The organism is Bacillus sp. LR--39 (genome assembly GCF_053613335.1).
Map to the genome: position 1 here is coordinate 291,876 of NZ_JBSIOT010000002.1, position 25,580 is coordinate 317,455.

Below are 25,580 nucleotides of genomic sequence, written 5' to 3' on the forward strand. Positions count from 1 at the left end.
TGAAATAGAATGAAAGCGCATTAAAAAAACTGAATCCGCGGGATTGTGACTGGTAATGCAGGCAAGACCTAAAATTTGCGTACATGAAAAAGGGATCATGCTGACCTTTTTCGTTGGCGAATTTTAGGTCTTTTTTGATTTTAGAAAGGGGGATACATAATGAATTATCAAGAAACGGCAAAACAGCTTATCAAACATATCGGAGGGGAATCAAATATCATCAGCGCGACACATTGCGCGACGCGGCTCAGGCTCGTCATTCAAGATGAACAGAAGATCAGCCAGGCCGGCATTGAAGAAATAGAAGGCGTAAAAGGGGCTTTCAGCAGCTCGGGGCAATATCAGATTATATTCGGCACCGGCCTCGTGAATAAAGTGTATGACGCTTTTTCAAAAGAAGCCGATTTGGGGCGGGAAGATCGTGAGACACATCAGGACGCAGCGAAAAAAAAGCTGAATCCGGCCGCAAGATTTGCGAAGACACTGTCTAATATATTCGTTCCCATCATTCCGGCTATCGTGGCAAGCGGACTTTTAATGGGGCTGCTCGGCATGATGAAGGCTTTTCACTGGGTGTCTGAACAATCATCGCTGTTTAAGCTTTTAGACATGTTTTCAAGTGCGGCGTTTATCTTCCTGCCCGTATACATCGGGTTCAGCGCGGCGAAGGAATTCGGAGGTAATGCCTATCTCGGTGCCGTGCTCGGGGGAATTATGATCCATCCGGCGCTTTTGAATCCGTGGGGGCTTGCGGATGCATCACCTGATTTTATGCAGCTCTTCGGCTTCGACATTGCGCTGCTCGGCTACCAAGGGACGGTCATCCCCGTACTGTTAGCCGTTTACATTATGAGCAAAGTGGAAAAGGGCACGAGAAAAATTGTGCCTCACGCATTCGATTTATTGGTCACGCCGTTTGTCACGGTGATTGTCACAGGATTTATTACCTTTATCGCAATCGGTCCGCTTGGCAGGGCGATCGGATCAGGCATTACCGTCTCGCTGACATATGTGTATGATCATGCGGGAATTGTTGCCGGACTGCTTTTCGGCGGTCTTTATCCGCTTATTGTGCTTACCGGTGTGCATCACAGCTTTCATGCGATTGAGGCCGGCCTCATCGCTGATTTGGGCAGAAACTATATCCTTCCTATCTGGTCGATGGCGAATGTCGCTCAGGGTGCGGCGGGACTGGCTGTATTTTTCCTGACGAAAAAAGCGAAAATGAAAGAAATCGCTCTGCCTGCCGCATTTTCCGCTTTTCTCGGCGTAACCGAACCAGTCATTTTCGGTGTGAACCTAAGATACCGTAAGCCGTTTATCGCGGGAATGATCGGCGGAGCGCTGGGAGGAGCCTATGTCGTGGTGACCGGTGTCGCCGCCAATGCCTACGGTCTGACCGGAATTCCGATGATTGCCATCACGGCTCCGCTCGGTTTAGGAAATCTTATAAACTATCTGATCGGAATGGGCATCGCCTCTGTCTCGGCGTTTATTGCCGCTTACATTATGGGAGCTAAAGAAAAGGAGGCCGTCAAATGAGGACACCGGATCAAGAGCTGCGCCTGCAGGCTGAGGAAGCGAAAAAGAAGCGGGGAGAAACAGCCGCGTCAGATCCATACCGCCAGAACTATCATATTATGCCGCCGGTCGGGCTTTTAAATGATCCGAACGGCGTGATCCAATGGAACGGCGTATATCACTTGTTTTTTCAATGGCAGCCATTTCATACGGGGCACGGCGCGAAATTTTGGGCGCATGTGACGACGAAGGATTTCGTTGAGTGGAAAGAGGAAGAAATCGCGCTTGCGCCGGGTGAGTGGTATGACAAAAACGGCTGTTATTCCGGAAGCGCCATCGAAAAAGACGGGCGGCTCTGCCTGATGTACACAGGCAATGTCCGTGACGGAGAAGGCAATCGGGAAACGTATCAATGCCTCGCCGTATCTGAAGACGGGATCGTATTTGAAAAAAAAGGAGTCGTCGCGCGTCTCCCGGAAGGCTATACCGCTCATTTCCGTGATCCGAAGGTTTGGAAGAAAGGCGGAACGTATTACATGGTGCTCGGCGCGCAGACAGAAAAGCTCACCGGAAGCGCTGTATTGTTCACATCAGAGAACTTGACGGATTGGACGTTTCTCGGTGCGATTGCGGGGGCGGACTCCGGCGGTCTCGGATCATTCGGCTATATGTGGGAATGTCCCGACCTGTTTTCCCTTGACGGAACCGACGTGCTGCTCGTATGTCCGCAGGGGCTTGAAGCCGACGGGATAAAATATCATAACAGCCACCAGGCGGGCTATTTCCTCGGCAGGCTGCATACAGAGCCGCCAGAGTTTAAGCATGGTGAATTTACGGAGCTTGACAGAGGATTTGATTTTTATGCGGCGCAGACGCTGGAAGATGATAAGGGACGGAGAATTCTGTTCGCGTGGATGGGCGTTCCGGATCAGCATGAGGACAAACATCCGACACATGCGTATCACTGGATTCACTGCTTAACGATGCCGAGACAGCTGTCACTGTCCAACGGCAGAATCATACAGCGCCCGCTCCCGGAAATGAAATCACGCCGCACGGATGAACAAAAGCGCCGGCTTCAATTGAATTGCTCGTCTGTAAGCCTCCCGGTGAAAGATGCATCCCGGGCTGAAGTGCTGCTGGAAGACATCACTTGCGAATCCGGTTTTGAAATCTCAATTCGGGGCGCAGCCCGGTTTATATTTCATCAGGAAGAGGGGCTGGCTGTGCTGGAGCGCACTGCTTTCAGCGGAGAAGAAAAAGAAACGAGAAGCTGCGCCATTAGCGAGGTGCATTCCGTGCAGCTCTTTCTGGATGCATCCTCGATTGAATTGTTTTTGAATGATGGAGAAGAGGTATTCAGCGCCAGATATTTTCCTTTCCCGGGAAATGATGACGTAACCGTCACTTCGGTAGGAAAAACGGAAATAAATGGATCAATTTGGACACTTTTGTAGAAAATCGTTCTTTTTTCTTATGTGAAACCTATGCCATCTGTGCTATTCTTCAAACGAAAGCCTATGATTCCAGGAATAAAAGGAGTTGTTTTCTCAGTTTTGAAAAATCAGAAGATGACGCCGAAATGTTTACTTGTCAAAGCCGCAGAGCAAGTGGAAGATAAGCGGGAAGAATATAAAGAAGTATTGCTTCAGCTGAATCGCATGCTCAAGAGAGCTGAGCCGCACAATGAATGGAGTGATCGGCTAATGCATACATATGAACAGATGAAGGAATATGCGCTGTTTGTGCAGTCTATTGAGATGTTTTTGCGGTCATCCGCGAAAAAAATGAAATAATCCCCCTCGATCATGAGGGGGATATTTATTTTATTTTCCGCTAAGGCGCATCGCCGAATGTTTAGTCGGTCCGATGTATTGGTTCAGCGGGAAGGATTCTTTGATTGCCGCGGTTATAAATTCTTTTGCCGCATAGATGGCTTCCTTCACTTCAGCGCCTTTGGCCAGTTCTGCCGTCACGGCGGCGGAGAATGTGCATCCGGCTCCGTGTGTGTAAGGTGTATCAATCATTTCGCTTTCTAATACTTCCGCGGTTTCTCCGTCATACAGCACGTCGATCGCTTTTTCATGTTTCAATTTGCCTCCGCCTGTAATCAATACATATTTCGCGCCGAGTTCGTGAATTTTCTTTGCCGCTTCTTTCATGTCTTCCACTGTTTTTAATACATCCATACCGCTCAGCTGGCTTGCTTCAAACAGGTTTGGCGTGATGACGGTTGCCAGAGGCGCCAATTGGGTGCGAAGCGCTTCGGCATGCTCCGGATACAGCACTTCGTTCGCTCCTTTGCAGACCATGACAGGATCGATAACGACATTCTTCAGCTGTTTTTCTTTAATCGTTTTCGCCGCAAGCTCTATGATCTCCACGGTAGGGAGCATTCCCGTTTTCATGGCGTCTACGCCGATTCCGTCAACAATCGTCGCCAGCTGTGCGCGAATCGTATCGGCATCGATCGGAAATACTTGATGATCCCAGCTGTTCTCCGGGTCCATCGCTACGATCACGGTCAAAGCCGTCATTCCGTATACGTTTTTTTCTTGAAATGTTTTTAAATCGGCCTGAATTCCCGCGCCGCCGCTGGAATCAGAACCGGCAATAGTAAGTGCTTTGTGCATTGACATATCAATGGCCTCCATCAGTGTTTTATATCTCATTATAGTTAGATTTTCTCCCGATCACAATACGGAAGGCTTGGAGGAATGATTTGACAGCCGCGGGGGCTGTGCGTACAATACCTACATAAGAATACTAGGTAAGGGTGAGAAAATAAATGCTCAACAGGGAGCTTGTAAAGGGAAGCACGGTCATTCTGGTGCTGACGCTGCTGAATGAACGGCCCATGTACGGGTATGAACTTGTGAAAGAAATGGAGAAAAGAAGCGGGAATGAACTGCAAATGAAGGAAGGCACGCTGTACCCATCGCTTCATAAGCTTGAACGCCAAAGCTATATTTCTTCTTACTGGGAAAAGCAGACCAAAGGGCCGGACCGAAAATATTACCGGATCACCGATGAAGGAAAGACCATTCTAGCCGAACGGACGAAGGAATGGAATCTGTTCTCTGCTCTGATGGACCGGATGCTGAAGCGGGGCGGGCAGAATGGATAAGGACCTTTATGTGCAGGAAATCAGAAAAGGGCTGGAAGGCAAGGCCGGAAGCCGTGAATTATTAAAGGAAATCGAAAGTCATATTCATCATGCCATTTGTGATCATCTGAAAAAGGCAAAACCGAAAGCGAAGCGATGGCGCTTATTCTGCGGGAAGTGGGGACTCCGTCTGAAATTATCTCTGCTTTTCAAAAAGCTTCGGCGGTGCCCGCGCGGACTTTTATGCTCTTTTATCTGTTCTGCAACTGCGGTCTTTTTGTGATGGGGGCGATGATTACGATGATGCACGCGTGGCGGATTCATCCCGCTGTTGACGCGCTGTGGAAAGGGATTTCCGTGTCAGTATGGCTGATTATGATCAGTTATGTGCTGTATTGGTTCCAAATCGGCTATCAAGCTGGCAAAGAGTTCGGGGCTGGCGGCAAAAAGCTTGCTGAGCGGACGGTATGGGCTTCAATGGTGCCGAATCTATGTTTTATGTTTGTCTTTTTGTTCAATCTGGTTCCGGCTGGGCTGTTTCCTTCGGCGGTCACACCGAGTTTTGCGGCAGTATGCGCCGTTGTGACGGTATGTTTTCCGTTTTGCGGCAAAATAGGTTTTTACGCAGGCAGGCAGAGGCTTGCCTGATCTTTTTCACTATATACATAGGGAATCTATATAGGGGTGTTAAAATGAGATTAGGTTCGTGGATGTACGGCGCGTGCGCCCAAATAGCCGTTACCGTATTTACCGTCTGCGGCTTGGTTCTTGCATTGCCCGTTGTGAGTCTTTTTATTATGGTTCTGAATGGGATGCAAGATGCTATATTTGTTGTTTTCAGTATTTTGCTTCTTCTATTGTTTTATGCGCTGGGATGGATTTGGGCCGTTTCGTTTGCGCGTGAGTGGAAGGTGAAACTTTTCGAGATGCAGATCAGTTCGCTCATTCCGCTGGCGGGTATATTATACTTGTACATTGACAGCGGGGTGAGTATACCGGAACTGATTCATGATTGGGATGAGGATGGATGTGCGCTTGTCCCGCCGGCTTTTGTCTGTTTGTGCACATGCTATGCGATGGTGTTGGTGCCTGTTTATCAATCAAAACTTTGGAACGCCATGGAGGCGGGCAGGTTTAATGCCAAGGCGGTATGCACTGTTTGGGAAGACCTTCTGATCATTCTCGTTTTGCTGGCGGGTATGACCTGGATTTGTTTCTGAATGGGCCGAAATCAAAAATCCCCCCTGATCTCTCCGCCGCTTTATGTTTTAATAGAACATGAGAAAAAGCAGAAGGAGCGGGTCATGAATATATCAATTGTTATAGTCACGTATAACCGGATTCCGGCTTTGTGTGAGCTGCTGGAGTCGATTTCCATGCAGACCATAAAGCCTTATGAAGTGATCATTGTAAATGATGCCGGGGAATCGGTCGAACAAGCGAAGCAGCTGTACAGCGATCTGCCGATTCAGATTATTGATTTAGAACAGAATGCCGGACATGTGGAAGCGCGGAACGCAGGTGTGAAAAAAGCGTCGGGTGATTATATCATGCTGTGCGATGATGATGATTTCATTACGCCGGGCCATTTGGAAAGAATGGCGGCTGCACTTGCTGATGCGGATTTTGTCCATTCTGACGCGGAAATTGTGTCATTTGAAGAACGGGGCGGCACGAGATATCCGATGTCACGGAAGCCGTTCGCCTATACGGCGGATTATGCGGATATGCGGGTATTTTCCACGTACGTTCCGTCAGGCAGCATGTACAGGCGTTCTCTGCATGACACGTTAGGGTATTTTGATCCGGATGTCCATAATTATTGGGACTGGGACTTTTATTTGCGCGCCGCGAAACAGCACCGCGTGAAGCGTGTTCCTTGCGCGAGCGTCATATATGCGTTTTTTGAGGGAGGCGGCAATCAGTCCGCGGATCTCGGCGGCAAACGGAAGCGGTACTTAGACCGGTTAAGCGAAAAGCACGGGCTTGGGGAGCTCCCGACGAAAAACTTCGCGGTTCTTCTTGAAGAGCCGGACATGAAGAGGCGGGAGGCGCCGACTGACATTGTGTGGGACGGAAAGCCCGTCCATTCAAGACTGCACAGTTCATAAGGGGGACGGACAGTTTGAAACAGCTTTTAAAAGACAGCTGGTGGAATCAGCTGAAAGATGAATTTGACAAACCGTATTATCAAGAGCTGAGAGAAATGCTGAAACAAGAATACAGCAGCCAAACGATTTATCCTGACAGCCATGATATTTTTAACGCCTTGCATTATACGCCCTATGAGGATGTAAAAGCGGTCATTCTCGGACAGGACCCGTATCACGGGCCAGGACAGGCGCACGGGCTTAGTTTTTCCGTTCAGCCCGGGGTCAGACAGCCGCCGTCTTTGAAAAATATTTTCATAGAGCTTCAGGACGATATCGGCTGCTCCGTACCGAACCACGGATCGCTCGTCAGCTGGGCGAAGCAGGGAGTGCTTTTGTTAAACACAGTGCTTACGGTTCGCCGCGGTCAGGCCAACTCCCACAAAGGCAAGGGATGGGAGCGGCTCACTGACCGCATCATTGATGTGGTGAATGAAAGAGAGAAGCCGATTGTCTTTATCCTATGGGGGCGTCACGCGCAGATGAAAAAAGAGCGCATTGACACATCGAAACACATTATTATTGAATCGACTCATCCGAGCCCGTTTTCGGCAAGGAACGGTTTTTTCGGGAGCAGACCGTTTTCCCGTACAAACGCCGCCCTTGAAAAAATGGGGGAGCAGCCGATCGATTGGTGCATCCCCGACCTGCCGCAATAAACGTTTTTTTGAGGCGCTTCCGCCCGGCGGAAGCGTCTTTTTTGACGTTCAGGGCGATATGCCGTCAGAAAAAATAACAAACTCAATTCTGCGATTCGCTCAGAAATTTGATAAAATGCAGGAAGAAGACAAATTACTGCTGGAGGATTTACTCATGAACATACATATCTCTGCTTTGATTCAGAAGATGGAAGAAGAACTGAGGCAGGCGAAAACGGCGGCCCGCACCGAGGAGGTCAAAATGCACGCGGCCGCCATCCGCTCTCTGTGTGATGTCGTGCTCGGCACTCAGACGCACACCGATCCGGCGCCTGTGCAGAATCCGATTCCGAAAGCGGCGCCGAAACCTTCCGCGTCTCCTTCGACAGACCCGCTGCTGCTTGAAAAAATGATGGGCAGCGCCGGGCTGAACCAATATCAGAAAAAAGCGAAAGACGAACGTGAGGAAGACGGAAACGGGGATTCCATTTTCGATTTTTAACAGGAGAGGTTGATTGACTTGAAACTGATACTCGGGGGTTTGCAATGGACGGCATTTATGATTGCGGCTGCGATTGTAGTTCCTGTCGCCATCGCACAATCATTTCACTTGAACCATGCCGATTCTGCCGCATTGATTCAGAGCACATTTTTTGTGCTTGGCGTCGCCGCGGTCATCCAATGTCTCCAGGGACATCGTCTGCCGATTAATGAAAGCCCGGCAGGCTTATGGTGGGGCGTATACACGATTTACGGCGGACTGACGGGCACGGTGTTTGTGACATTCGGCGAGACGCTGCGGGCGCTGCAGGGGGCGCTGTTATTAAGCGCTGTCTTTTTCTTTTTGTTCAGCCTTTTTAAAGTGATTGAACGGCTGGCCGTGCTGTTTACGCCGGTTGTGACTGGTGTGTATCTGCTGCTGTTGGTCATGCAGCTGAGTCAGCCGATTGTGAAAGGCCTTTTGGGCATCGGCTATTTAAAAAACAGCGTCGACGGCCTTGTATTCGGGCTCGCCATGGTTGTGACGGCGGCGATGTTCATCATGTCCCGATCGAATGTTACGTTCTTAAGACAGTATGCGATTCTCCTTTCGCTTGCCGGCGGATGGATCTTATTCGCCGTCTTCGGCGCAGCCAAACCGATTCAAATACCGGACCGCGTGATTCAGCTGCCGGCTCTTTTTCCGTTTGGAAAACCCGTGTTTGACAGCGGCCTGATCATTACGTCACTCTTCATTACCGTTCTTTTGATTGTCAACATGCTCGCGAGCATACGGGTTGTAGAAGCGGCGGTGAAAAAATTCGGCGGCACCGTTGGAAAGCGGCGTGAGCGTCCGGCAGGGTTTGCGGCTTCGATCAGCCACCTTTTGAGCGGGCTGTCAGGAGGCATTGCGCCTGTGCCGATTTCAGGGGCGGCCGGTTTTATTGAGACGACGAAGCTTCCTTCGAAAAAGCCGTTTCTTTTGGGAAGTGTATTTGTCATGATCATCAGTATGATCCCGCTATTTATGAATGCGTTCGCGAGTCTGCCCTCACCGGTCGGATTTGCGGTAAACTTCGTCGTTTTCTCCACGATGGCGGGTCTTGCCTTTACAGAGTTTGACTCTTATGAGAAAGCGGAGCAAAAACGAATCCGCTCCATTATCGGTCTGGCGCTCCTGACGGGGGTCGGCGTAATGTTTGTGCCGGAGAGCGCGTTATCAGGGATGCACCCGATCCTGATTTCGCTCTTAAGCAACGGTCTTGTGCTCGGGACGCTGCTGGCGATAGCGATTGACCGAATCCAGCTTATCAAAAAGAAAAAATCCGACAATCTCGTGTCATCGCACGGCGGACGTTGAATTTTGCCGATGTTGGGTTATGATTGAATTGGAAACTTTAACGAAAAGGCGGGAGAAAAATAGATGAAAGTGTTTATTATTCTTGGTGCGATTAACGCTTTATTGGCCGTGGCGCTGGGCGCTTTCGGCGCGCATGGGCTTGAAGGGAAAATCCCCGATAAATATTTGCAGGTGTGGCACACAGGCGTGCAATATCATATGTATCACGCGCTCGGTCTTCTGGCTGTCGCGTTTTTGGCCGAAAAGCTTTCTGGCGCAGGCAGTGTTTCTGTTGCGGGCTGGCTGATGTTTGCGGGCATCGTTCTGTTTTCAGGAAGCCTGTACGTATTGAGCGTGACGCAGATTTCCATTCTCGGCGCGATTACACCGCTCGGCGGCGTGGCGTTTATCATCTCTTGGATTATGATTATCGTCGCGGCCGTCAAATATTTATAAAGAAAAAAAGCCAATCCTCTGTCAAGTGAGCGATTGGCTTTTTGATTTATCTCGGCGAATAAGAAGACATGGAGTACGGATAAGTATAAGCGATTTCCTCATCAAACGTGATGTAATCAAGGTAAATGGTCAGAAGCAGATAGCGGGTGCCCGTTTTCGGATCGCTGATGATGATATGGTCACGTCCCGCTGCCTGAATCACACCGCGGAAAATCTTTGAATTCCATTCTTTGCTGTTTTCAAATGTCATATAAATCGTCGCCGTTTTGCCCCGGTTCAACCGCAGAATATTTTCAATGTATGACTCTTCAATCGGCAGCATGCCGGGAACGTTTTGTGACGATGATGGACCTGACGGGATTTGAAAGCTGCCGCCGCCCTGCTGCTGCGGCTGACCGGGGAACCCCCCGCCGAAGCTCTGCTGGCCTTGCTGCATCGGCATTGTCATTTGCTGCTGCATCGGCATCATCTGTGATCCTTGGCCCTGTGGCTGCGGATAAGGATTAGGCCCGAGCTGCGGCTGGTATCCTTGCATATCCATTCCCATCCCCATCCCTTGCATTTGCTGATATTGATTCTTTTTCGGTTTCATATTGTTCCTCCTTTGATGAAAACCTCTTGATGCTGAAACCTCCTGAAAAGTATCAGACAGCCGACAGAGAGGCTGCTGTTTTTATCTATTCCACCATATGAGCCCAAAGAAAGATTTATGCGGAAAAAGAAAATACGCTCCAATAAGTCCGGACATCAGAGCCGGCTTTTTTTGTGCGCGCAATGCTGACTTTTCACATAATAGTCTGTATTCCTAGCGCATCTTCCGCATAAGGAACATATGATAGCGGTAGTTTCAGGTGCGAAAAGGGGGTGACGAGTTGCCTAAAGTGTCAGTGATCATGACGAGCTATAACAAAAGTGACTATGTGGCCCGCTCTATTAAAAGTATTCTGTCTCAGACGTTTACGGACTTTGAGCTGTTCATTATGGATGACAACTCAAATGAAGCGACATTGGCGGAAATACGTCCTTTTCTCACGGATGACCGCGTCCGGTTTTATCAAAGCGATGTATCGGGCGTCAAAGAAAGAACGGAAAAAACACGCTACGCCGCCTTGATTAATCAGGCAATAGAAATGGCGGAGGGCGAGTACGTGACATATGCGACCGACGACAACACGTATGTGCCGGAACGGCTTGAGAAAATGGTGAAAGAGCTTGATGAAGACCCGGAAAAAGCCGTCGTGTATTCAAGTTCCAAAACCTATCATCTGAATCAGCGGAAAGAGACGGTGAAGGAGACGGCCAGGCCCGCCGAACGGATCGTGTGGAACGCGCCGTGCGCCATTGACCATTGTTCGGTCATGCACCGGTTTTCCGTGCTGGAACAGGTCAAATCGGCATTCGGTTCCTATTGGGATGAAAGCCCCGCGTTTTACCGGATCGGTGACGCCCGTTTCTTCTGGAGAGTGAATCATTTTTATCCGTTTTACCCGATTTCTGAGGAGCTTGATATCAATTATATTACCGATCAATCCATCCATTATCAGCTTTTCGCGGCGGAGAAAAACGAGTTTGTGAACAGCCTTCCGCGGCAGACCACGTGCCGGGAGCTGAGGGAATCATTAAAAAAGCTTGGAAAGGGGTGAGGGCTTGTCGGCATACTTAGCGAATTATTGGGTGCTGTACCGGCAGTATATTGACCTTTTTCAGTCACTTCGCTACAAAGACATCCCGCTCGCATTGATCAGTAATTTTTATCAATATATCAGTCCGGCGCTTCGGGAGAGCATGGAGCAGAACCCAGAGCTTTTCGGTCCGGCTGATCAGCATATTCCTGAAGCCGGTATACAGCCATATTATGATCAAAAAAGGCAAAACATTAAGAAAACAGATGAGAAACCGGTAAACGGAAAAGTCATTCTGCATTTCGATCATCTTCGGTTCACCGAGGGAAATTACCGGCAGTTTGATCCGGCAAAAACAGCGGTACTGGCCAGATGGAGTCTGCCTGACCATTACGGGCTGCCCGTTATCTGCAAATTGGAGCTGACGGGAATGGGGCAAAAAGGGAACCCCGTCCCTTATATTGAAAAAGCCCATTCCATTTTGAAAGAGCTTCACAGCCATCCCGCTTTCGGAAACAGAGAATTTCAGGAACGTTTGTATAAAGACATTCCATTATTTATTGAAGCGATTGATGCCGTTGATATTTTGTTTACGGCCGAGAAGATTTCCGCCGTTGTAGTCGGCACGACGGAGGATATTTACAGCCGTGTGCTGGCGCTGATGTCCGCGAAAAAAAACGCCGTCAGCATCTGTCTGCAGCACGGAGCGCTCATGGGAGATGAAGCGTTTCTGCCCGTATTTACGGACTATCAGGCTGTATTCGGGGCTTATGAAGCGGAGTGGTATAAAGCAAAAGGCTGCAGGGATGAACAAATCATCATCACGGGGCATCCCCGTTTCGACGAGATTTTCTCAAGAGAACCGATAGATCAGGATACGTTTTACCGCAAACTTTCTTTTCTCCCGTCACAGCGGACGGTGCTGATCGCCACGCAGCCGTTTTCTGATGAATTTTATACGGGAGTGCTTGAAGAGCTTGTCGGCCAAAAGAACATGCAGCTCATTATTAAACCGCATCCGTGGGAAATCGGCAAAAACAAGCTGGATGCTTACAATCAGGTGCTGCGGAAATATAAAGCAGGAAAAATCATCAAAAAAGAGATGGAGCTGTATGACATTCTCCCGTATGTTGACGCTGCGGTGACTCAGACATCAACGGTCGGTCTTGAAGCGATGCTGTTTCAAAAGCCCGTGCTAATCGGAAAATCAGCGGGAACCCACAGATACCCTTATTATCACTCACTTGGAGCATTTGTCTTTGAGGACCCGCAGGCACTCGCTCAGGAATTAATCCGGATATGCGAAAGCCCCGCAGAATATCAAAAAGCGGAACAGGCGCGCCGTGCTTTTGTCGCCGCGAACTACCCGGTTCAGGATTCGCTTGCCGCTTTATGCCAAGTGCTTCAGGAAAAAACCGGAGTCAGCTTCAGACGGGTTGACCCTTCATAAAAAAGATAGGAGCGCAAAGAAAATGGTGCAAAAAAGATCAGCTTTTCTTCCCTATTCATTGCCCATGATCGGGAAGGACGAAATTCAGGAGGTTATTGATACGCTTGAATCGGGCTGGCTTTCAAAGGGACCGAAAGTAGAGGCGTTTGAAAAAGCCTTTGCTGCCTGGACGGGAGCAAAGCACGCGATCGCGCTGAACTCATGTACCGCCGCTTTGTTTTTGGCCCTGAAAGCGAAAGGGATCGGTCCCGGCGACGAGGTCATCACGTCTGCCGTGACGTTCAGTTCAACAGCCAATACAATCGTGCACACAGGCGCCGTTCCGGTGTTTGTTGACATCGATCCGCTTACGCTGAATGCGGACCCTGAAAAAATTGAGGCGGCCGTCACCCCGCGGACAAAAGCGATTGTACCCGTTCATTTCGCCGGCCAGTCGTGTGATATGGATCGGATTCTGGCCATCGCCGAAAAGTATCAGCTGTTTGTCTTAGAGGATGCCGCACATGCCGTGTATACCACTTATAAACAGAAAATGATCGGATCAATCGGTGATGCGACGGCATTCAGCTTCTACGCGACAAAAAACCTGGCAACCGGTGAAGGCGGCATGCTGACGACGGACGATGACGGGCTTGCCGATCAGATCAGGGTGCTCAGTCTTCACGGCATGAGCAAAGGCGCTTGGAACCGCTATTCTTCAAACGGAAGCTGGTACTACGAGGTCGAAACGCCCGGCTATAAAATGAATATGTTTGATCTTCAGGCAGCGCTTGGGCTTCATCAGCTGAAACGGATTGACAGCATGCAGCAAAGAAGAGCCGACATTGCGAGCCGCTACCAGGACGCCTTCAGACACATGAAAGGGCTGACCATCCCGCATGTCAGTGATGACGGGCGGCATGCATGGCATCTGTATGTTCTTCAAATAGAGGAGCAGGAGGCCGGGATCAGCCGGAACGATCTGATTTCCGCTTTAAAAGACCAATATAATATCGGCACAAGTGTTCATTTTATTCCGGTTCCGTTCCATCCGTATTATCAAAAAACGTACGGATATAAGGAAACTGACTTTCCGGCCGCGGCAGCGTATTATCACCGCACCGTGTCACTCCCTCTTTATCCGTCAATGACAGATGACGACGTTGAATACGTCATTGCAGCCGTTACCGATATCGTCAAAGGGGCTGATTAGGTGTACAGACTGAGGGAAAATCTTGCGCAGGACATGATTCATGCCTTCCTGCATCAGAAGGGCATCCAGCCGGAAGCCTATGAATCGTCGCTCTGTTTATTGGAAGAAAACAGCCTTCAAGGCGTGATTTTATATGAAAACTCTTCGTGGGAAAGTCAATTGTTCCGAAAAAATATCATCAATGTGAAGCTTGCAGCCGCAAACAGTACCGGACAGCTCAAAAGGCTGTTTCAGGAATTTTACGCGGCAAGGCGGGCGGCCGGCACTGATTTTATATTTATTAAAATACCGGCTGAAGATATCGGGGCGATGCAGGTCGTTCAGCAGCTTCCGAACGCTTATTTTGTAGGGAGTCTGCTCAAACTCGTCAGCCCGGTGCGTGTATATAACAGCACGCCGCCATTTGAGATTACAGAAGCCGGACCCGGCGACACGGAAGCGATCAGCCGGCTGGCCCGCGACGCCTTTACAAAAAGCAGGTATTACCAAGACCCCCATCTCAGCTATGAAAGTGCAAACCGCCTGTTTGAAGAGTGGGCGCGGAATAACGCGGAAGGCAGAGCTTCGTTACAATTCGCCGCCACATATAAGGGAGAGACCGTGGGCTTTGTTCAGGGGCTGTCTAAAGGCGATGAATTCGTCCTTGATCTGATGGCGGTAAAGCCGGGATTTGAAGGAAAAGGAGCGGGATTCCATTTAGCGGCGCACGTGATTGAACAATCATTGCGCTTTCAGCATAAGACTGTATCAGCGGGAACGCAGCTCCACAATGTAAGAGCCATCCGCCTGTATGAAAGAATGGGATTTAAAGCGGATGCGTCCTATTACTACTATCATGTGTGGCCCGGGAAGGAGGCGGACTGATGGCATCATGCAAAATCGGAACGAAGTCAATCGGCGAAGGTTCGCCCGTATTCATCATCGCCGAAGCCGGAATTAATCATGACGGAAAACTGAGCCAGGCGTTTGAATTGATAGATGCGGCCAGTGAGGCCGGCGCGGACGCGGTCAAGTTCCAAATGTTTCAGGCTGACAAAATGTATCAGAAAGACCCCGGCTTGTACAAAACCGCTGCGGGAAAAGATGTCTCGATATTTTCTTTGGTGCAATCAATGGAAATGCCCGCTGAGTGGATCGAACCGCTGCTTGAATATTGTAAGAAAAAAGGCGTGCTGTTTTTAAGCACGGTCTGTGACGAAGGCTCTGCCGACTTACTGTATGCGACTTCGCCTTCAGCCTTTAAAATCGCCTCCTACGAGCTGAATCATCTGCCGTTATTGAAATATGTCGCAGGACTGAAGACACCGATTATCTTTTCCACCGCGGGCGCTGATATTTCAGATATTCAGGAGGCTTATCAAACCATTACCGGCGAGGGGAACACAGAAATTGCGATCATGCATTGTGTGGCGAAATATCCTGCGCCGCCTGAATACAGCAATCTGAGCGTCATTCCCATGCTTGCCGCCGCATTCCCGGATGCAGTGATCGGTTTCTCCGATCACAGCGCCCATCCGTATGATGTGCCGTGCGCGGCGGTCAGGCTCGGAGCGAAACTGATTGAAAAGCATTTTACGATCGATAAAAACCTGCCCGGTGCTGATCACTCTTTCGCCCTCAATCCGGATGAATTAAAAGAAATGGTTGCGGCGATCCGCTCGGTTGAAGCGGAGTTGCGGCAAGGGCACCACGCTCCGGTGCCGGAAGTGTTGTCGGGAAGCTCCCATAAAACCACGACACCGATTGAAGGGGATATCAGAAGGTTCGCTTACAGAGGCATTTTTTCAACAGCGCCGATTCAAAAAGGCGAATGTTTTACGGCTGAAAACCTTGCCGTCCTTCGTCCCGGTCAAAAACCGCAGGGGCTCCACCCGAGATATTTTGAGCTTTTAACTGACGGCGCGCGTGCGGTCAGGGATATCCCCGCCGACACGGGCATCACTTGGGATGACCTTTTGACGAAAGGCAGCCCATATGATGACTGACATTTTGTTTATCATTCAGGCGCGGATGGGAAGCGGGCGTCTTCCCGGCAAAGTGCTGAAACCGATCGGCGGGTATACGATCCTCGATATGATTGTCAAAAGGGTTCGGCAAAGCGCGTATTATGATCAATCGCGGGATAATCTGATCGTCGCCTCGTCTGACAGCAAGACCGACGACATTCTGTCTGCGCACTGCCTCAGCAAGAACTACCGTGTGCACCGCGGCAGCGAGCAGCGCGTGCTTGACCGGTTTGCACAAGTCATCGAACAAGTAAAACCGGATATCGCAGTCAGACTGACGGGGGATAACCCGTTTGTCGACTCTTCGCTGCTTGATTTTCTGATTCAATCGCATTTAGACCAGCACGCAGACTACACGTATATTTGCGGTACACCGCTCGGCATCGGCGGCGAGGCGGTAAACGCGCGCCTTTTAACGGAGATCAATGCCGACAAAACGCTGGCGGACAAATATCAGGAGCATATCACGCTTTTAATAAGAGAATCTCCTGAGAAGTACCGGCTTCTCTTTCCTGAGCCCCCGCAGGAACTCCGGGCTCCCCACTTGCGGATGACCGTCGATACCGAAGAGGACTACAGGATGGCCCGCGAGCTGTACGTAAAAGCGGGCTCGCGTCCTGATATTCCGGCAAAAGAATTGATCCATCTGCTGAATCGTGATCCGGAGCTCAGGGCCATTAATCAAATGATCCGGCAAAAAGAGGCTGATTAGCATGCGGGTTTTGATTTTCGCGGACGGGGGCCGTGACATCGGCATGGGGCACGCGGTGCGGATGAAGCTGCTTGCCGGTGCCATTAAGAATAATTGCTCAATAACGTTCTACACAAATAAAGAGGCTTCTTCTTATCTGTCTTCTGATCAATGGGAAGTGATCATCAAGCCTGACAAGGGACAGAAGGAATTTATTGTCCGGGAAATAAACAGGCAGGCTCCTGACCTTCTCATATTCGATCTGCTCGATATACCGTGTGACTGGTTAGAGGAAATCAAAAAGCATTCATCGGCACGCATCGTCTTATTTGAAGAAAAACGGGAACATGTCATTCATATATGCGATGCCGTTATAAACGGCATTTACGGAGGGCTGAAAAGCCGGACGGTTCAAATGGGCAGCGCCGCGGTATATGAAGGCCCGGATTATATCATTCTTCATCCGGGTTTTGAAAAAGCCAAACAGCTTTATCAGCTGAATAAAGAATGCCGTACCATATTGGTCTCATTAGGAGGAAGCGACCCGAAGAAGCTTGTCTTTAAAGTGATGGAAGCATGCCGCCGCATCCCCGCCATTCAGCGAAAACGAGTGATCATCGTCATGGGCGGCGCTGCGCCTCATGCTGATGACGTGCGCGCGCATCTTATACAAATGCCGTATGCCGAGATGGTAAGGCAGACAAATGACATGGCCGCGCTTCTTTCGAGGGCTGATATGGCCGTCGTGTCCGGCGGGATCACTTTATATGAAACCATTTGTACAGGTGTGCCCTGCATCGTACTTTCTCAAGTGGAGCATCAAACTGAGACGGCGGGAAAATTCGCCGCACGGGGGGCCGCCGTTCACCTCGGCCTTGGTGAATGCATATCAGCGGACGTTCTCGCACGGCATATGTCTGACATGGCCGCTGATTATCCTCTGCGGACCGGACTTCATCAAAACGGAAAGCCGCTGGTTGACGGCAGGGGCATCAAACGGGCGGCGGCGATTCTTTATGATTTGTGATAAAACCACACGTAAGGAAGTGTTCATGTGAAAGGTGTTATCTTAGCCGGAGGCACCGGCTCACGCCTTATGCCGCTGACAAAAGCGGTCAATAAGCATTTACTCCCTGTCGGTCCATATCCGATGATTTACTGGTCGATCATGAAGCTGGAAGAAGCGGGGATTACAGATATCTTGCTGATTACGCAAAAAGAATATATTCCGCAATTTCATAAACTTCTCGAAACCGGAGAAGAGCTCGGCGTCTCAATCACATATCAGGTTCAGCCAGCCGCATCCGGCATTTCCGACGGTTTATCATACGCAAAGCGGTTTACCGGGCGCGATCCGTTCGTTCTGCTTTTGGGAGATAATATTTTTGAAGATTCATTAAAACCTTATACGGAGCGTTTCGCAAAGCAGGGAAAAGGAGCAAAAGTGCTGCTGAAAGAAGTGGACGATCCGGAGCGCTTCGGCATCGCCGAGATTGATGAGGAAAACAAACGGATCAAGTCGATCATTGAAAAGCCGGAGCAGCCGCCGACCAGACTATGCGTCACAGGGATCTACATGTACGACGCAGAAGTGTTTTCTTATATTGAACAAATTTCCCCTTCAAAACGCGGCGAACTGGAAATTACGGATGTCAATAATTTATACATTGAACACAGTGAGCTGACGTATGATGTGTTAACGGGCTGGTGGGTGGATGCGGGCACGCATGAATCGCTCTACCTCGCCGGAAGCCTGGCGCATCAGGTATTACAGAAAGGACAGGAGCATTAATCATGCCAAAATCATATTTAATTACAGGGGGCGCTGGATTTATCGGCCTTACCTTCACAAAGATGATGCTGAAAGAAACAGATGCGCAGATTACCGTCCTGGATAATCTCACGTATGCAAGCAGGCCGCTTGAAATAGAAGCCTTAAAAAAGAACGACCGTTTTCGTTTTATCAAAGGTGACATTTCTAAAAAAGAGGACATTGACAAAGTCTTTTCCCAAATGTATGACGCTGTCATTCATTTTGCGGCTGAATCCCATGTGGACAGAAGCATAAATCAGGCAGAGCCGTTCATCACAACAAATGTAATGGGCACATACCGACTGGCGGACGCGGTGTTACAGGGAAAAGCCGGCAGGCTGATTCACATTTCCACAGATGAGGTGTACGGAGATTTGGCGCCGGATGATCCCGCTTTTACAGAGACGACGCCGCTTTCTCCGAACAATCCGTATTCGGCCAGCAAGGCAAGCTCAGACCTGCTCGTCATGTCTTATGTGAGAACCCATAAGCTTCCTGCCATTATTACAAGATGCAGCAACAATTACGGGCCGTACCAGCATCATGAGAAAATGATTCCGACCATTATCAGGCATGCCGTAAACGGCACGCCGGTTCCGCTGTACGGCGACGGATTGCAGATCAGAGACTGGCTGTTTGCCGAAGACCATTGCCGCGCCATTAAGCTCGTCCTGGAAAAAGGAACACTCGGTGACATTTACAATATCGGCGGAGGAAATGAACGGACGAATAAAGAGCTTGCGTCATTTATCATGAAGGAGCTCGGTGTCGAGGAACGGTTTGCTCATGTCGAAGACAGAAAAGGGCATGACCGCCGTTACGCCATCAATGCTTCAAAGCTGAAAAATGAGCTGGGATGGCGGCAGGACGTCACATTTGAAGAAGGAATGAGAAGAACCATTCGCTGGTATACAGACAGCCAAGACTAATCGGAAAGAAGGGGATCCGATTGACGAAGGTATTAGTAACCGGAGCGGCCGGCCAGCTGGGGCGGGAGTTATGCCGCCAGCTGAAGCGGGAAGGGTATGAAGTGATCGCCTTGACAAAAGCGATGATGAACATATCCGACCAGCGTTCGGTGCGGCACTCGTTCAGCCATTACAAGCCGGATATCGTCGTCAATACGGCGGCATACACCTCCGTTGACAAATGTGAAACGGAACTCGACAAAGCGTATTTAATAAACGGAATCGGCGCTTATTATGCCGCGCTTGAGGCTGAAAACACCGGCGCGAAATTCATTCACATCAGCACCGATTACGTCTTCAGCGGCAAAGGAACACGGCCATACCAGACCGATGATCCCGCAGATCCGGGCACGATTTACGGAAAAAGCAAAAAACTCGGCGAAGAACTGATCCGGTTGACGGGAAAAAAACACACCATTATCAGAACATCGTGGGTGTACGGCAGCGGCGGGCACAACTTTGTCAATACGATGCTGAAGCTTGCGGATACACATGATCAGGTTCGTGTCGTTAACGATCAAGTCGGAGCGCCGACGTATACAAAAGATTTAGCCGAAACGGTGATCGGTCTGTTTGACAGGCCGCCGGGCTTATACCACGCCGCAAACAGCGGAGTGTGCAGCTGGTATGAATTCGCCAAGGCTATTTTTGAAGAAAGCGGCAGAACCGCCGCCGTGCTGCCCGTCACGACGGAGGAATACGGAAATGAGACGCCGCGCCCCGCTTATTCGGTGTTGAGTCTTGAGTCGATTGAACGGCAGGGGCTCGGCATGAGGCATTGGCGGGAAGCGCTGCGGGATTATTTACAAGGGGAGGGACAGTGCAAGTGATCGAAGGCGTAAAAATCAAAAAGCTGATCAAACACAGCGATGACCGGGGTTTTTTCTCAGAACTCGTCCGTGACGATGAACATCTCTTAGAGCGTTTCGGGCAGGCTTCCTGGTCCAAAAGCTATCCCGGCGTCATTAAAGCGTTTCACTATCATGAGAAACAGGATGACCTGTGGTTTTTCCCGACAGGCCATGCCCAGGTCGTGCTCCATGACCTTCGCGAAGAGTCGGCAACCAAGGGAGAAACGGATGTCTACTACATGGGAGAAGACAATCCGATGCTCCTTCTCATTCCCAAAGGCGTCGCACACGGGTACAGAGTGCTGGGTGAAACCCCGCTGACCATTATTTATTTCACGACGATGTCCTACAATCCGGATCAGCCTGACGAAAAAAGAATCCCGTGGAATGATGACACCATCGGATTTGATTGGCAGACGGCTCACCGGTAGCGCACAAGACGAAGACAGCGGATGTCTTCGTTTTTTTGTGTTTTGTTGACTTTGATATGAGTGGAGCCAGTGAATAAGATACGACCGCCCACTATATCATGATTGCTGGCCTGAAGGACAATTTCATCAAAAATGTCTTGGAAGATGGCGGTCAGTTAGGGACCTGAAATTTAAGAGATCCTCCCTTTCTTCTCCTATGGACATCATGCATCCTAAAAAACAAAAAATGATTTATAGAATGGGGATAGGATTTAATTAGAAAAATCTTAAGAAAAAAGTAATATTTGCTTAAGAGAAAAGAGAACTTTCCTTTATATAGTAGGAGTATATATGGAAAGGGGAAAGCGAATGACATACATCTTAAAAACGAGTCAGCTTACAAAAACATTTAAAGGAAAAGAAGTTGTTTCCGGGGTTAATATGCACGTGAAAAAAGGGGAGATTTATGGATTCTTGGGTCCCAATGGTGCAGGTAAAACAACCATTATGAAAATGATTACCAATTTAATCAAGCCAACAAGTGGTGAAATAGAAATTTTCGGTGAGAAATTAACAGATACGTCATTTGAAGTTTTAAAAAGAATGGGCACCATTATTGAATATCCCATTTTCTATGACAACCTCACGGCTAAAGAAAATTTAGATTTCCATTGTGAATATATGGGCTATTACGATAAAAAATCCATTGACCATGCTATCGAGCTTGTAAAGTTACATAATATTGATAATAAAAAAGTGAAAGAGTTTTCTTTAGGAATGAAACAAAGGTTAGGAATAGCCAGAGCTATTTCTACAAGACCAGAACTTCTCATTTTAGACGAGCCGATTAATGGCCTGGATCCAATAGGTATAAAAGAGTTGAGGGATCTCTTTAAGTTACTTTGCAGAGAATATGGAATTACATTATTAGTCTCCAGTCACATTTTAGCCGAAATGGAACAAATGTCAGATACTGTTGGTATCATACAGAATGGCAAGTTAATAAAAGAAGTTTCTATGAAGAGTATTAACGGAAAACAAACAGAGTATATAGAGGTAAAAGTCCAAAATATAAAAAAAGCGTTATATATTTTAGAGCAAAATCTGGGGATAAGAAATTTTAAAATGATTGATCAACAATTAATTCGTATCTATGAAACAGCAGTTACACAACAAGAAATCTCTAAAGCACTTATTCTGAATGACATTGGTATAGAAAGTATAAATAAAAAACACAGTTCTTTAGAAGAATACTTCTTAAATTCTATGAATGGGGAGGGAATACACACTAGATAGATTGCCCGTCTGTGTTATGCACCTATTTGCATTGTCTTAAATTCTTCAGCTGGAGGCTATTAGCATGTTAAAACTTATGAAATTAGAGTACAAAAAACATCACTTATCACAGTATTTTAAATGGGTGGCACTTTGGATATTCATCATCTTTGCCTTAGCGGCTTTTATGGGATGGGAATCTAAAAATGAAAATGAACTTATGTTTCGTGATTATGCAGATTTTATATCTCTAACTAATATTTTAATTAGAATTGTGTTTATTAGTTTTTCTGCTGTGATTTTATCCCGTTTAGTTATTGATGAATATAAAAATAAAACAATACAATTGCTGTTTACTTATCCTTTACAAAGAAAAAAATTAATGCAAGCTAAACTATCTATTGTCTTCCTATTCTGCTTTGTAAGTATTGTTATTGCTACGTTTGTTATTAACTTGTTAATTCTCTTCGTGAGTCCGCACTTATATTTATTCGAGAAGCCTGTTGAAATGAGTGAAGTTATTTCCGCTATGCCATCGACTCTTCTCACCGCTTTTATGATGGGAGGAGTGAGTCTGATTCCTTTATTTTTCGGCATGAGAAAAAAATCAACTTCTGCTACAATCACTTGGGCTGTCATAATCGGGGTTTTTATCAATGCAACAGTTTCCGACGGAGGAGAAACAGTCAGTTTAAGTCAATTTATTATCATTCCAATTATACTTTGTTTATTTGGTTTTTTAGTGGGTTATCTTTCTTACCGTAAGGTGGATCAGAAAGATTTATTGTAGATAAAAGGAGAAATTATACAATGAAGAAGATTATAGCATCATGTGCAGTGTTAATCGTAATCGGCGGAATTGTTTTAAGCCTTTATAAGACAGATACAAAAAACTTTAAAAAGAACGTGTCCTGCAATGTTGAAAAAATTGATACTTTAAAAGTATATACTGACTCATGGGATGTGAAGTTTAAAAAGAGTAATTCAAATAAGGCAACAATATCTGCTGAGGGGAAGCAGAAAGATAAGGCTCCAGTTACATTTCAAGGAGATGGGGGGGATTTGGTCGTTAGTCAAAAAGAACAAAAGAATGGCGGCTTTTTGGATGGATTTACTTTTGGGAAGCAGGGCGGCACAATCTATATTAATGTTCCCGATTCAGGTATGAACAATATTGAAATAACTAATAAGGATGGGAATATACAATTAAGTGAGATTTCAGCTGAAAATATTATCGTTGAAAATAATTCCGGTGATGAAAAAATCAATAATGTTTCGGCTCATACTGGAAAGTTTTCATCCAAGGATGGGGCGTTAAGCGTTGAAAATAGTTCTTTTGAGAAATTAAATATAACATCTGCAGGCGGCGATAACGAGATGAAGGAAATACATAGTTCCAATGTAAAGGTTACTTCTAAAGATGGAGCGGTTTCAATCAAGGACATAACAGAAGGAAAATCTTTATCAGTAAATACGAAATCAGGAGATATAGGTGTATCTTATAAAAAAGCGCCAACTTCACTTGCTGTTTTTGCTCAGAGTAATTCTGATGTAACGTTTGATTTAGATGGGCTTAATAAGAGCCATGATGGCGTAAAACTGAAAAAAGGTGAAATTGGCGCGGGAAGTAATAAAGTAAGTCTATCTAGTGAAGATGGTTCGATAAAGGTGAGATAAAAAGAGAAAAACACAAGACAACAATTCCCGCTATTGAAGAATGGTTGTCTTATTTGTTTGTATTTAAAATGTTTTGGAATATTTATCTCCTTTTGTATAAAAAATAATTATAATGAGATTAATTATCTGTATAATGATTGAAATAAACAGTGAATTAAGAATATCAGTTTTATATTTAAGGAGCGGAAAGCTTGGGTTACAAAATATTAATTGTAGAAGACGACCAATTCATAAGCGATATGGTAAGCGAAAGCTTAACGAAAGAAGGGTTTGAAGTAACAGCAGCTTTTGATGGTGAAGAAGCTTTAGACATATTGAACACCCAAAAGTTTGAGGTTATAATGTTGGATTTAATGCTTCCGAAGATAGATGGGATGGAATGTTTAAGAATGATTCGTTCCAAAAGTATGGTTCCCGTTCTTATCATGTCTGCAAAAGATGAAGATGTAGATAAGGCACTTGGTCTCGGCCTCGGAGCTGATGATTATATTTCTAAACCTTTTTCTATGCTGGAGGTAATAGCCAGAATTAAAGCAACCATTAGAAGAGAAAGACACTATAAGAGCTCCCTGTCTTCAAAGGAAGAAAAAATCATTAAAATAGGTGATTTAAGTGTTGACCTGCATGGCTTTTCTGTTAAAAAATTCAATGAAAAGATTAATCTCACGGCAAAAGAATTTAATATTTTAAAACTCTTTATTTCTAATCCTTCACAAGTATATACTAAGTCTCAACTTTATAAGTCCGTATGGGAAGATGAGTATCATGGAGATGAGAATGTAATTAATGTTCATATTAGACGGCTCAGAGAGAAAATTGAGGACGATCCATCTCATCCAACGTACATAAAAACTTTGTGGGGAATCGGTTATAAGTTGGGAGATTTTTGAATGTTTTATCTAGTGGTTATTTTATTTATATGCTCTGCAGCAGTAAATATATTTCTTTTCCGAAGCCGATTAAATCTAAGGACTGAGATTAAATATATAAGAAATAAACTTCGAAAAGTTGTAAATGAAGAGACAGGCGAAAGATTATTGCTTAACACGGAAGATAAATATATAAAATCCTTGTTAATTCAAATAAACCGTCTTTTAGACCATAATCAAAAGATCAAAGGGAACTGCAATAGTATTGAACTGTCCATGCGAAAAATGCTATCAAATATTTCACACGATTTAAAGACGCCTTTAACAGTTATACTAGGTTATATTGAAATGATAAATAACGATAAAAGTCTGACTTCGGAAAAGGTTATGAGTTTACTAAAAACAGTTAATTTAAAAACGGTCGAGGTATTAGCGTTAATAAACCGTTTTTTTGAACTTGTAAAATTAGAGTCAGGAGATAAAAAATTAAATTCTTCACGAATTGACATATGTGAAGTCAGCCGAAAAATAATTTTGGATTACTACGAAATTTTAATCAGCAAAGAATTTGAAGTAGTGATTGATATACCCGATGATTCTATCTTTGTTAGCGGAGATGAAGAAGCAATTGAGAGGGTTCTGAATAATTTAATTACGAATGCAATTCAATATGGTTCCGATGGTAAGATGGTGGGTTTAAAGATCAGAATAACTGATAATGATGTTTTTGTAGAAATATCAGATAAAGGAAAAGGAATAAATGAAATGCATAAAGACCGTGTCTTTGAACGAATGTACACATTGGAGGACTCGAGAAATACCAATTATCAGGGAAGCGGATTGGGGCTGACGATTACTAAGAGATTAGTAGAGCAAATGGAAGGAAGTATATCTCTAAATAGTGTCCCCTTCAAAGAAACAACGTTTTCTGTACGTTTAAGACGTATTAAATTTTAATAAAAGCAGTAAGGTTTCTTCTGTATACGTCTTCAAATCCCCTTTCTCTTTAATCTGAGAGGCTGACAACAGTCTCTTTTTTTTTTATACGCAAAAGGATGGCATGAAT

At 46.7% G+C, this 25,580-nt stretch carries 28 protein-coding genes and 1 pseudogene; 27 read left to right on the plus strand and 2 right to left on the minus strand.

Annotated elements, in window-relative coordinates; all coding sequences use genetic code 11:
• Positions 1 to 159: 159 nt before the first annotated feature.
• The 3 genes from ACWHAR_RS11180 (at position 160) to ACWHAR_RS11190 (ending at position 3,317) form a co-directional block, all read left to right on the plus strand.
• A complete protein-coding gene (locus ACWHAR_RS11180; RefSeq protein WP_032875772.1) occupies positions 160 to 1,542 on the plus strand; it encodes a sucrose-specific PTS transporter subunit IIBC in 1,383 nt (460 codons plus the stop codon).
• Positions 1,539 to 2,978: a sucrose-6-phosphate hydrolase gene (locus tag ACWHAR_RS11185; protein WP_032875773.1), complete on the plus strand. Its 1,440-nt coding sequence runs from the start codon at positions 1,539 to 1,541 to the stop codon at positions 2,976 to 2,978. Before ACWHAR_RS11180 ends, ACWHAR_RS11185 begins: the two co-directional genes overlap by 4 nt.
• Before the next feature lie 63 nt (positions 2,979 to 3,041).
• Positions 3,042 to 3,317 carry a hypothetical protein gene (locus tag ACWHAR_RS11190; protein WP_042635591.1) on the plus strand — a complete coding sequence of 92 codons (276 nt, stop codon included), beginning with the start codon at positions 3,042 to 3,044 and terminating at the stop codon, positions 3,315 to 3,317.
• Between the two features lie 30 nt (positions 3,318 to 3,347).
• Here the strand turns inward: ACWHAR_RS11190 and ACWHAR_RS11195 are convergent, their stop codons facing one another.
• Positions 3,348 to 4,160 carry a bifunctional hydroxymethylpyrimidine kinase/phosphomethylpyrimidine kinase gene (locus ACWHAR_RS11195; protein ID WP_032875776.1) on the minus strand — a complete coding sequence of 271 codons (813 nt, stop codon included), beginning with the start codon at positions 4,158 to 4,160 and terminating at the stop codon, positions 3,348 to 3,350.
• 149 nt (positions 4,161 to 4,309) lie between these two features.
• Between ACWHAR_RS11195 and ACWHAR_RS11200 the strand changes: the two genes are divergently transcribed.
• From ACWHAR_RS11200 to ACWHAR_RS11235, 8 genes and pseudogenes are all read left to right on the plus strand, one after another.
• Entirely contained in the window at positions 4,310 to 4,648 is a 339-nt protein-coding gene (locus ACWHAR_RS11200) for a PadR family transcriptional regulator (RefSeq protein ID WP_007614551.1), read from the plus strand.
• Positions 4,641 to 5,275: pseudogene (locus ACWHAR_RS11205) on the plus strand (permease prefix domain 1-containing protein). The gene ACWHAR_RS11200 and the pseudogene ACWHAR_RS11205 overlap by 8 nt, the downstream one beginning before the upstream one ends.
• 44 nt (positions 5,276 to 5,319) lie before the next feature.
• A complete protein-coding gene (locus ACWHAR_RS11210) occupies positions 5,320 to 5,847 on the plus strand; it encodes a hypothetical protein (protein WP_032875781.1) in 528 nt (175 codons plus the stop codon).
• Positions 5,848 to 5,931: 84 nt separating this feature from the next.
• Positions 5,932 to 6,738: a glycosyltransferase family 2 protein gene (locus ACWHAR_RS11215; RefSeq protein ID WP_032876926.1), complete on the plus strand. Its 807-nt coding sequence runs from the start codon at positions 5,932 to 5,934 to the stop codon at positions 6,736 to 6,738.
• A gap of 14 nt (positions 6,739 to 6,752) precedes the next feature.
• Positions 6,753 to 7,436 (plus strand): uracil-DNA glycosylase, encoded by a 684-nt coding sequence (locus ACWHAR_RS11220; protein ID WP_012118732.1) that lies wholly within the window; start codon positions 6,753 to 6,755, stop codon positions 7,434 to 7,436.
• A gap of 58 nt (positions 7,437 to 7,494) precedes the next feature.
• Positions 7,495 to 7,917, plus strand: a complete 423-nt coding sequence (locus tag ACWHAR_RS11225; protein WP_032876928.1) for a YwdI family protein — start codon at positions 7,495 to 7,497, stop codon at positions 7,915 to 7,917.
• 18 nt (positions 7,918 to 7,935) lie between these two features.
• A complete protein-coding gene (locus ACWHAR_RS11230; protein WP_032875783.1) occupies positions 7,936 to 9,255 on the plus strand; it encodes a purine/pyrimidine permease in 1,320 nt (439 codons plus the stop codon).
• A gap of 63 nt (positions 9,256 to 9,318) precedes the next feature.
• Entirely contained in the window at positions 9,319 to 9,690 is a 372-nt protein-coding gene (locus ACWHAR_RS11235) for a DUF423 domain-containing protein (protein ID WP_003150969.1), read from the plus strand.
• Between the two features lie 46 nt (positions 9,691 to 9,736).
• Here ACWHAR_RS11235 and gerQ read toward each other — a convergent pair whose 3' ends face one another.
• Positions 9,737 to 10,282 carry a spore coat protein GerQ gene (gene gerQ / locus ACWHAR_RS11240; RefSeq protein ID WP_007614539.1) on the minus strand — a complete coding sequence of 182 codons (546 nt, stop codon included), beginning with the start codon at positions 10,280 to 10,282 and terminating at the stop codon, positions 9,737 to 9,739.
• Between the two features lie 280 nt (positions 10,283 to 10,562).
• On the opposite strand from gerQ, the gene ACWHAR_RS11245 reads away from it, so the two are divergent.
• The 16 genes from ACWHAR_RS11245 (at position 10,563) to ACWHAR_RS11320 (ending at position 25,471) form a co-directional block, all read left to right on the plus strand.
• The gene (locus ACWHAR_RS11245) at positions 10,563 to 11,333 is read left to right on the plus strand and encodes a glycosyltransferase family 2 protein (protein WP_032875786.1); all 771 of its coding nucleotides are present in this window, start codon (positions 10,563 to 10,565) and stop codon (positions 11,331 to 11,333) included.
• 4 nt (positions 11,334 to 11,337) lie between these two features.
• Positions 11,338 to 12,762 (plus strand): capsular polysaccharide export protein, LipB/KpsS family, encoded by a 1,425-nt coding sequence (locus tag ACWHAR_RS11250; RefSeq protein ID WP_032875790.1) that lies wholly within the window; start codon positions 11,338 to 11,340, stop codon positions 12,760 to 12,762.
• Positions 12,763 to 12,784: 22 nt separating this feature from the next.
• The gene (locus tag ACWHAR_RS11255; protein WP_032875793.1) at positions 12,785 to 13,954 is read left to right on the plus strand and encodes a DegT/DnrJ/EryC1/StrS family aminotransferase; all 1,170 of its coding nucleotides are present in this window, start codon (positions 12,785 to 12,787) and stop codon (positions 13,952 to 13,954) included.
• On the plus strand, positions 13,955 to 14,818 hold the full coding sequence (locus ACWHAR_RS11260) for a GNAT family N-acetyltransferase (protein ID WP_032875796.1): 864 nt from the start codon (positions 13,955 to 13,957) through the stop codon (positions 14,816 to 14,818).
• Positions 14,818 to 15,939: an N-acetylneuraminate synthase family protein gene (locus ACWHAR_RS11265; RefSeq protein ID WP_032875799.1), complete on the plus strand. Its 1,122-nt coding sequence runs from the start codon at positions 14,818 to 14,820 to the stop codon at positions 15,937 to 15,939. Before ACWHAR_RS11260 ends, ACWHAR_RS11265 begins: the two co-directional genes overlap by 1 nt.
• Positions 15,932 to 16,672, plus strand: coding sequence for a cytidylyltransferase domain-containing protein (locus tag ACWHAR_RS11270; RefSeq protein ID WP_032875802.1), 741 nt, complete (start codon positions 15,932 to 15,934; stop codon positions 16,670 to 16,672). Before ACWHAR_RS11265 ends, ACWHAR_RS11270 begins: the two co-directional genes overlap by 8 nt.
• A 1-nt stretch (position 16,673) precedes the next feature.
• Positions 16,674 to 17,678: a PseG/SpsG family protein gene (locus tag ACWHAR_RS11275; protein WP_032875805.1), complete on the plus strand. Its 1,005-nt coding sequence runs from the start codon at positions 16,674 to 16,676 to the stop codon at positions 17,676 to 17,678.
• A 27-nt stretch (positions 17,679 to 17,705) separates the two neighbouring features.
• Complete coding sequence (locus ACWHAR_RS11280) at positions 17,706 to 18,443, plus strand: sugar phosphate nucleotidyltransferase (RefSeq protein WP_032875808.1); 738 nt, start codon at positions 17,706 to 17,708, stop codon at positions 18,441 to 18,443.
• A gap of 2 nt (positions 18,444 to 18,445) precedes the next feature.
• Positions 18,446 to 19,393, plus strand: coding sequence for a dTDP-glucose 4,6-dehydratase (gene rfbB / locus ACWHAR_RS11285; RefSeq protein ID WP_032875811.1), 948 nt, complete (start codon positions 18,446 to 18,448; stop codon positions 19,391 to 19,393).
• A gap of 20 nt (positions 19,394 to 19,413) precedes the next feature.
• Entirely contained in the window at positions 19,414 to 20,262 is an 849-nt protein-coding gene (gene rfbD / locus ACWHAR_RS11290) for a dTDP-4-dehydrorhamnose reductase (RefSeq protein WP_032875814.1), read from the plus strand.
• Positions 20,259 to 20,714: a dTDP-4-dehydrorhamnose 3,5-epimerase family protein gene (locus tag ACWHAR_RS11295; protein WP_003150986.1), complete on the plus strand. Its 456-nt coding sequence runs from the start codon at positions 20,259 to 20,261 to the stop codon at positions 20,712 to 20,714. Before rfbD ends, ACWHAR_RS11295 begins: the two co-directional genes overlap by 4 nt.
• Before the next feature lie 348 nt (positions 20,715 to 21,062).
• Entirely contained in the window at positions 21,063 to 21,989 is a 927-nt protein-coding gene (locus ACWHAR_RS11300; RefSeq protein ID WP_032876931.1) for an ABC transporter ATP-binding protein, read from the plus strand.
• Positions 21,990 to 22,053: 64 nt separating this feature from the next.
• Positions 22,054 to 22,758: an ABC transporter permease gene (locus ACWHAR_RS11305; protein ID WP_012118718.1), complete on the plus strand. Its 705-nt coding sequence runs from the start codon at positions 22,054 to 22,056 to the stop codon at positions 22,756 to 22,758.
• A 20-nt stretch (positions 22,759 to 22,778) separates the two neighbouring features.
• Entirely contained in the window at positions 22,779 to 23,645 is an 867-nt protein-coding gene (locus ACWHAR_RS11310) for a DUF4097 family beta strand repeat-containing protein (RefSeq protein WP_032875817.1), read from the plus strand.
• A 191-nt stretch (positions 23,646 to 23,836) separates the two neighbouring features.
• Positions 23,837 to 24,535: a response regulator transcription factor gene (locus tag ACWHAR_RS11315; protein WP_032875820.1), complete on the plus strand. Its 699-nt coding sequence runs from the start codon at positions 23,837 to 23,839 to the stop codon at positions 24,533 to 24,535.
• Positions 24,536 to 25,471, plus strand: a complete 936-nt coding sequence (locus ACWHAR_RS11320) for a sensor histidine kinase (protein ID WP_032875822.1) — start codon at positions 24,536 to 24,538, stop codon at positions 25,469 to 25,471.
• Positions 25,472 to 25,580 lie beyond the last annotated feature (109 nt).

Excerpts from the sequence above, each read along its gene's own strand:
- ACWHAR_RS11180 (WP_032875772.1), top strand. The coding sequence starts at position 160 with ATGAATTATCAAGAAACGGCAAAACAGCTTATCAAACATATCGGAGGG.
- ACWHAR_RS11185 (WP_032875773.1), top strand. The coding sequence starts at position 1,539 with ATGAGGACACCGGATCAAGAGCTGCGCCTGCAGGCTGAGGAAGCGAAA.
- ACWHAR_RS11190 (WP_042635591.1), top strand. The coding sequence starts at position 3,042 with ATGATTCCAGGAATAAAAGGAGTTGTTTTCTCAGTTTTGAAAAATCAG.
- ACWHAR_RS11195 (WP_032875776.1), bottom strand. The coding sequence starts at position 4,160 with ATGTCAATGCACAAAGCACTTACTATTGCCGGTTCTGATTCCAGCGGC.
- ACWHAR_RS11200 (WP_007614551.1), top strand. The coding sequence starts at position 4,310 with ATGCTCAACAGGGAGCTTGTAAAGGGAAGCACGGTCATTCTGGTGCTG.
- ACWHAR_RS11210 (WP_032875781.1), top strand. The coding sequence starts at position 5,320 with ATGAGATTAGGTTCGTGGATGTACGGCGCGTGCGCCCAAATAGCCGTT.
- ACWHAR_RS11215 (WP_032876926.1), top strand. The coding sequence starts at position 5,932 with ATGAATATATCAATTGTTATAGTCACGTATAACCGGATTCCGGCTTTG.
- ACWHAR_RS11225 (WP_032876928.1), top strand. The coding sequence starts at position 7,495 with ATGCCGTCAGAAAAAATAACAAACTCAATTCTGCGATTCGCTCAGAAA.
- ACWHAR_RS11235 (WP_003150969.1), top strand. The coding sequence starts at position 9,319 with ATGAAAGTGTTTATTATTCTTGGTGCGATTAACGCTTTATTGGCCGTG.
- gerQ (WP_007614539.1), bottom strand. The coding sequence starts at position 10,282 with ATGAAACCGAAAAAGAATCAATATCAGCAAATGCAAGGGATGGGGATG.
- ACWHAR_RS11255 (WP_032875793.1), top strand. The coding sequence starts at position 12,785 with ATGGTGCAAAAAAGATCAGCTTTTCTTCCCTATTCATTGCCCATGATC.
- ACWHAR_RS11265 (WP_032875799.1), top strand. The coding sequence starts at position 14,818 with ATGGCATCATGCAAAATCGGAACGAAGTCAATCGGCGAAGGTTCGCCC.
- ACWHAR_RS11270 (WP_032875802.1), top strand. The coding sequence starts at position 15,932 with ATGACTGACATTTTGTTTATCATTCAGGCGCGGATGGGAAGCGGGCGT.
- ACWHAR_RS11275 (WP_032875805.1), top strand. The coding sequence starts at position 16,674 with ATGCGGGTTTTGATTTTCGCGGACGGGGGCCGTGACATCGGCATGGGG.
- rfbB (WP_032875811.1), top strand. The coding sequence starts at position 18,446 with ATGCCAAAATCATATTTAATTACAGGGGGCGCTGGATTTATCGGCCTT.
- ACWHAR_RS11300 (WP_032876931.1), top strand. The coding sequence starts at position 21,063 with ATGACATACATCTTAAAAACGAGTCAGCTTACAAAAACATTTAAAGGA.
- ACWHAR_RS11305 (WP_012118718.1), top strand. The coding sequence starts at position 22,054 with ATGTTAAAACTTATGAAATTAGAGTACAAAAAACATCACTTATCACAG.
- ACWHAR_RS11310 (WP_032875817.1), top strand. The coding sequence starts at position 22,779 with ATGAAGAAGATTATAGCATCATGTGCAGTGTTAATCGTAATCGGCGGA.
- ACWHAR_RS11320 (WP_032875822.1), top strand. The coding sequence starts at position 24,536 with ATGTTTTATCTAGTGGTTATTTTATTTATATGCTCTGCAGCAGTAAAT.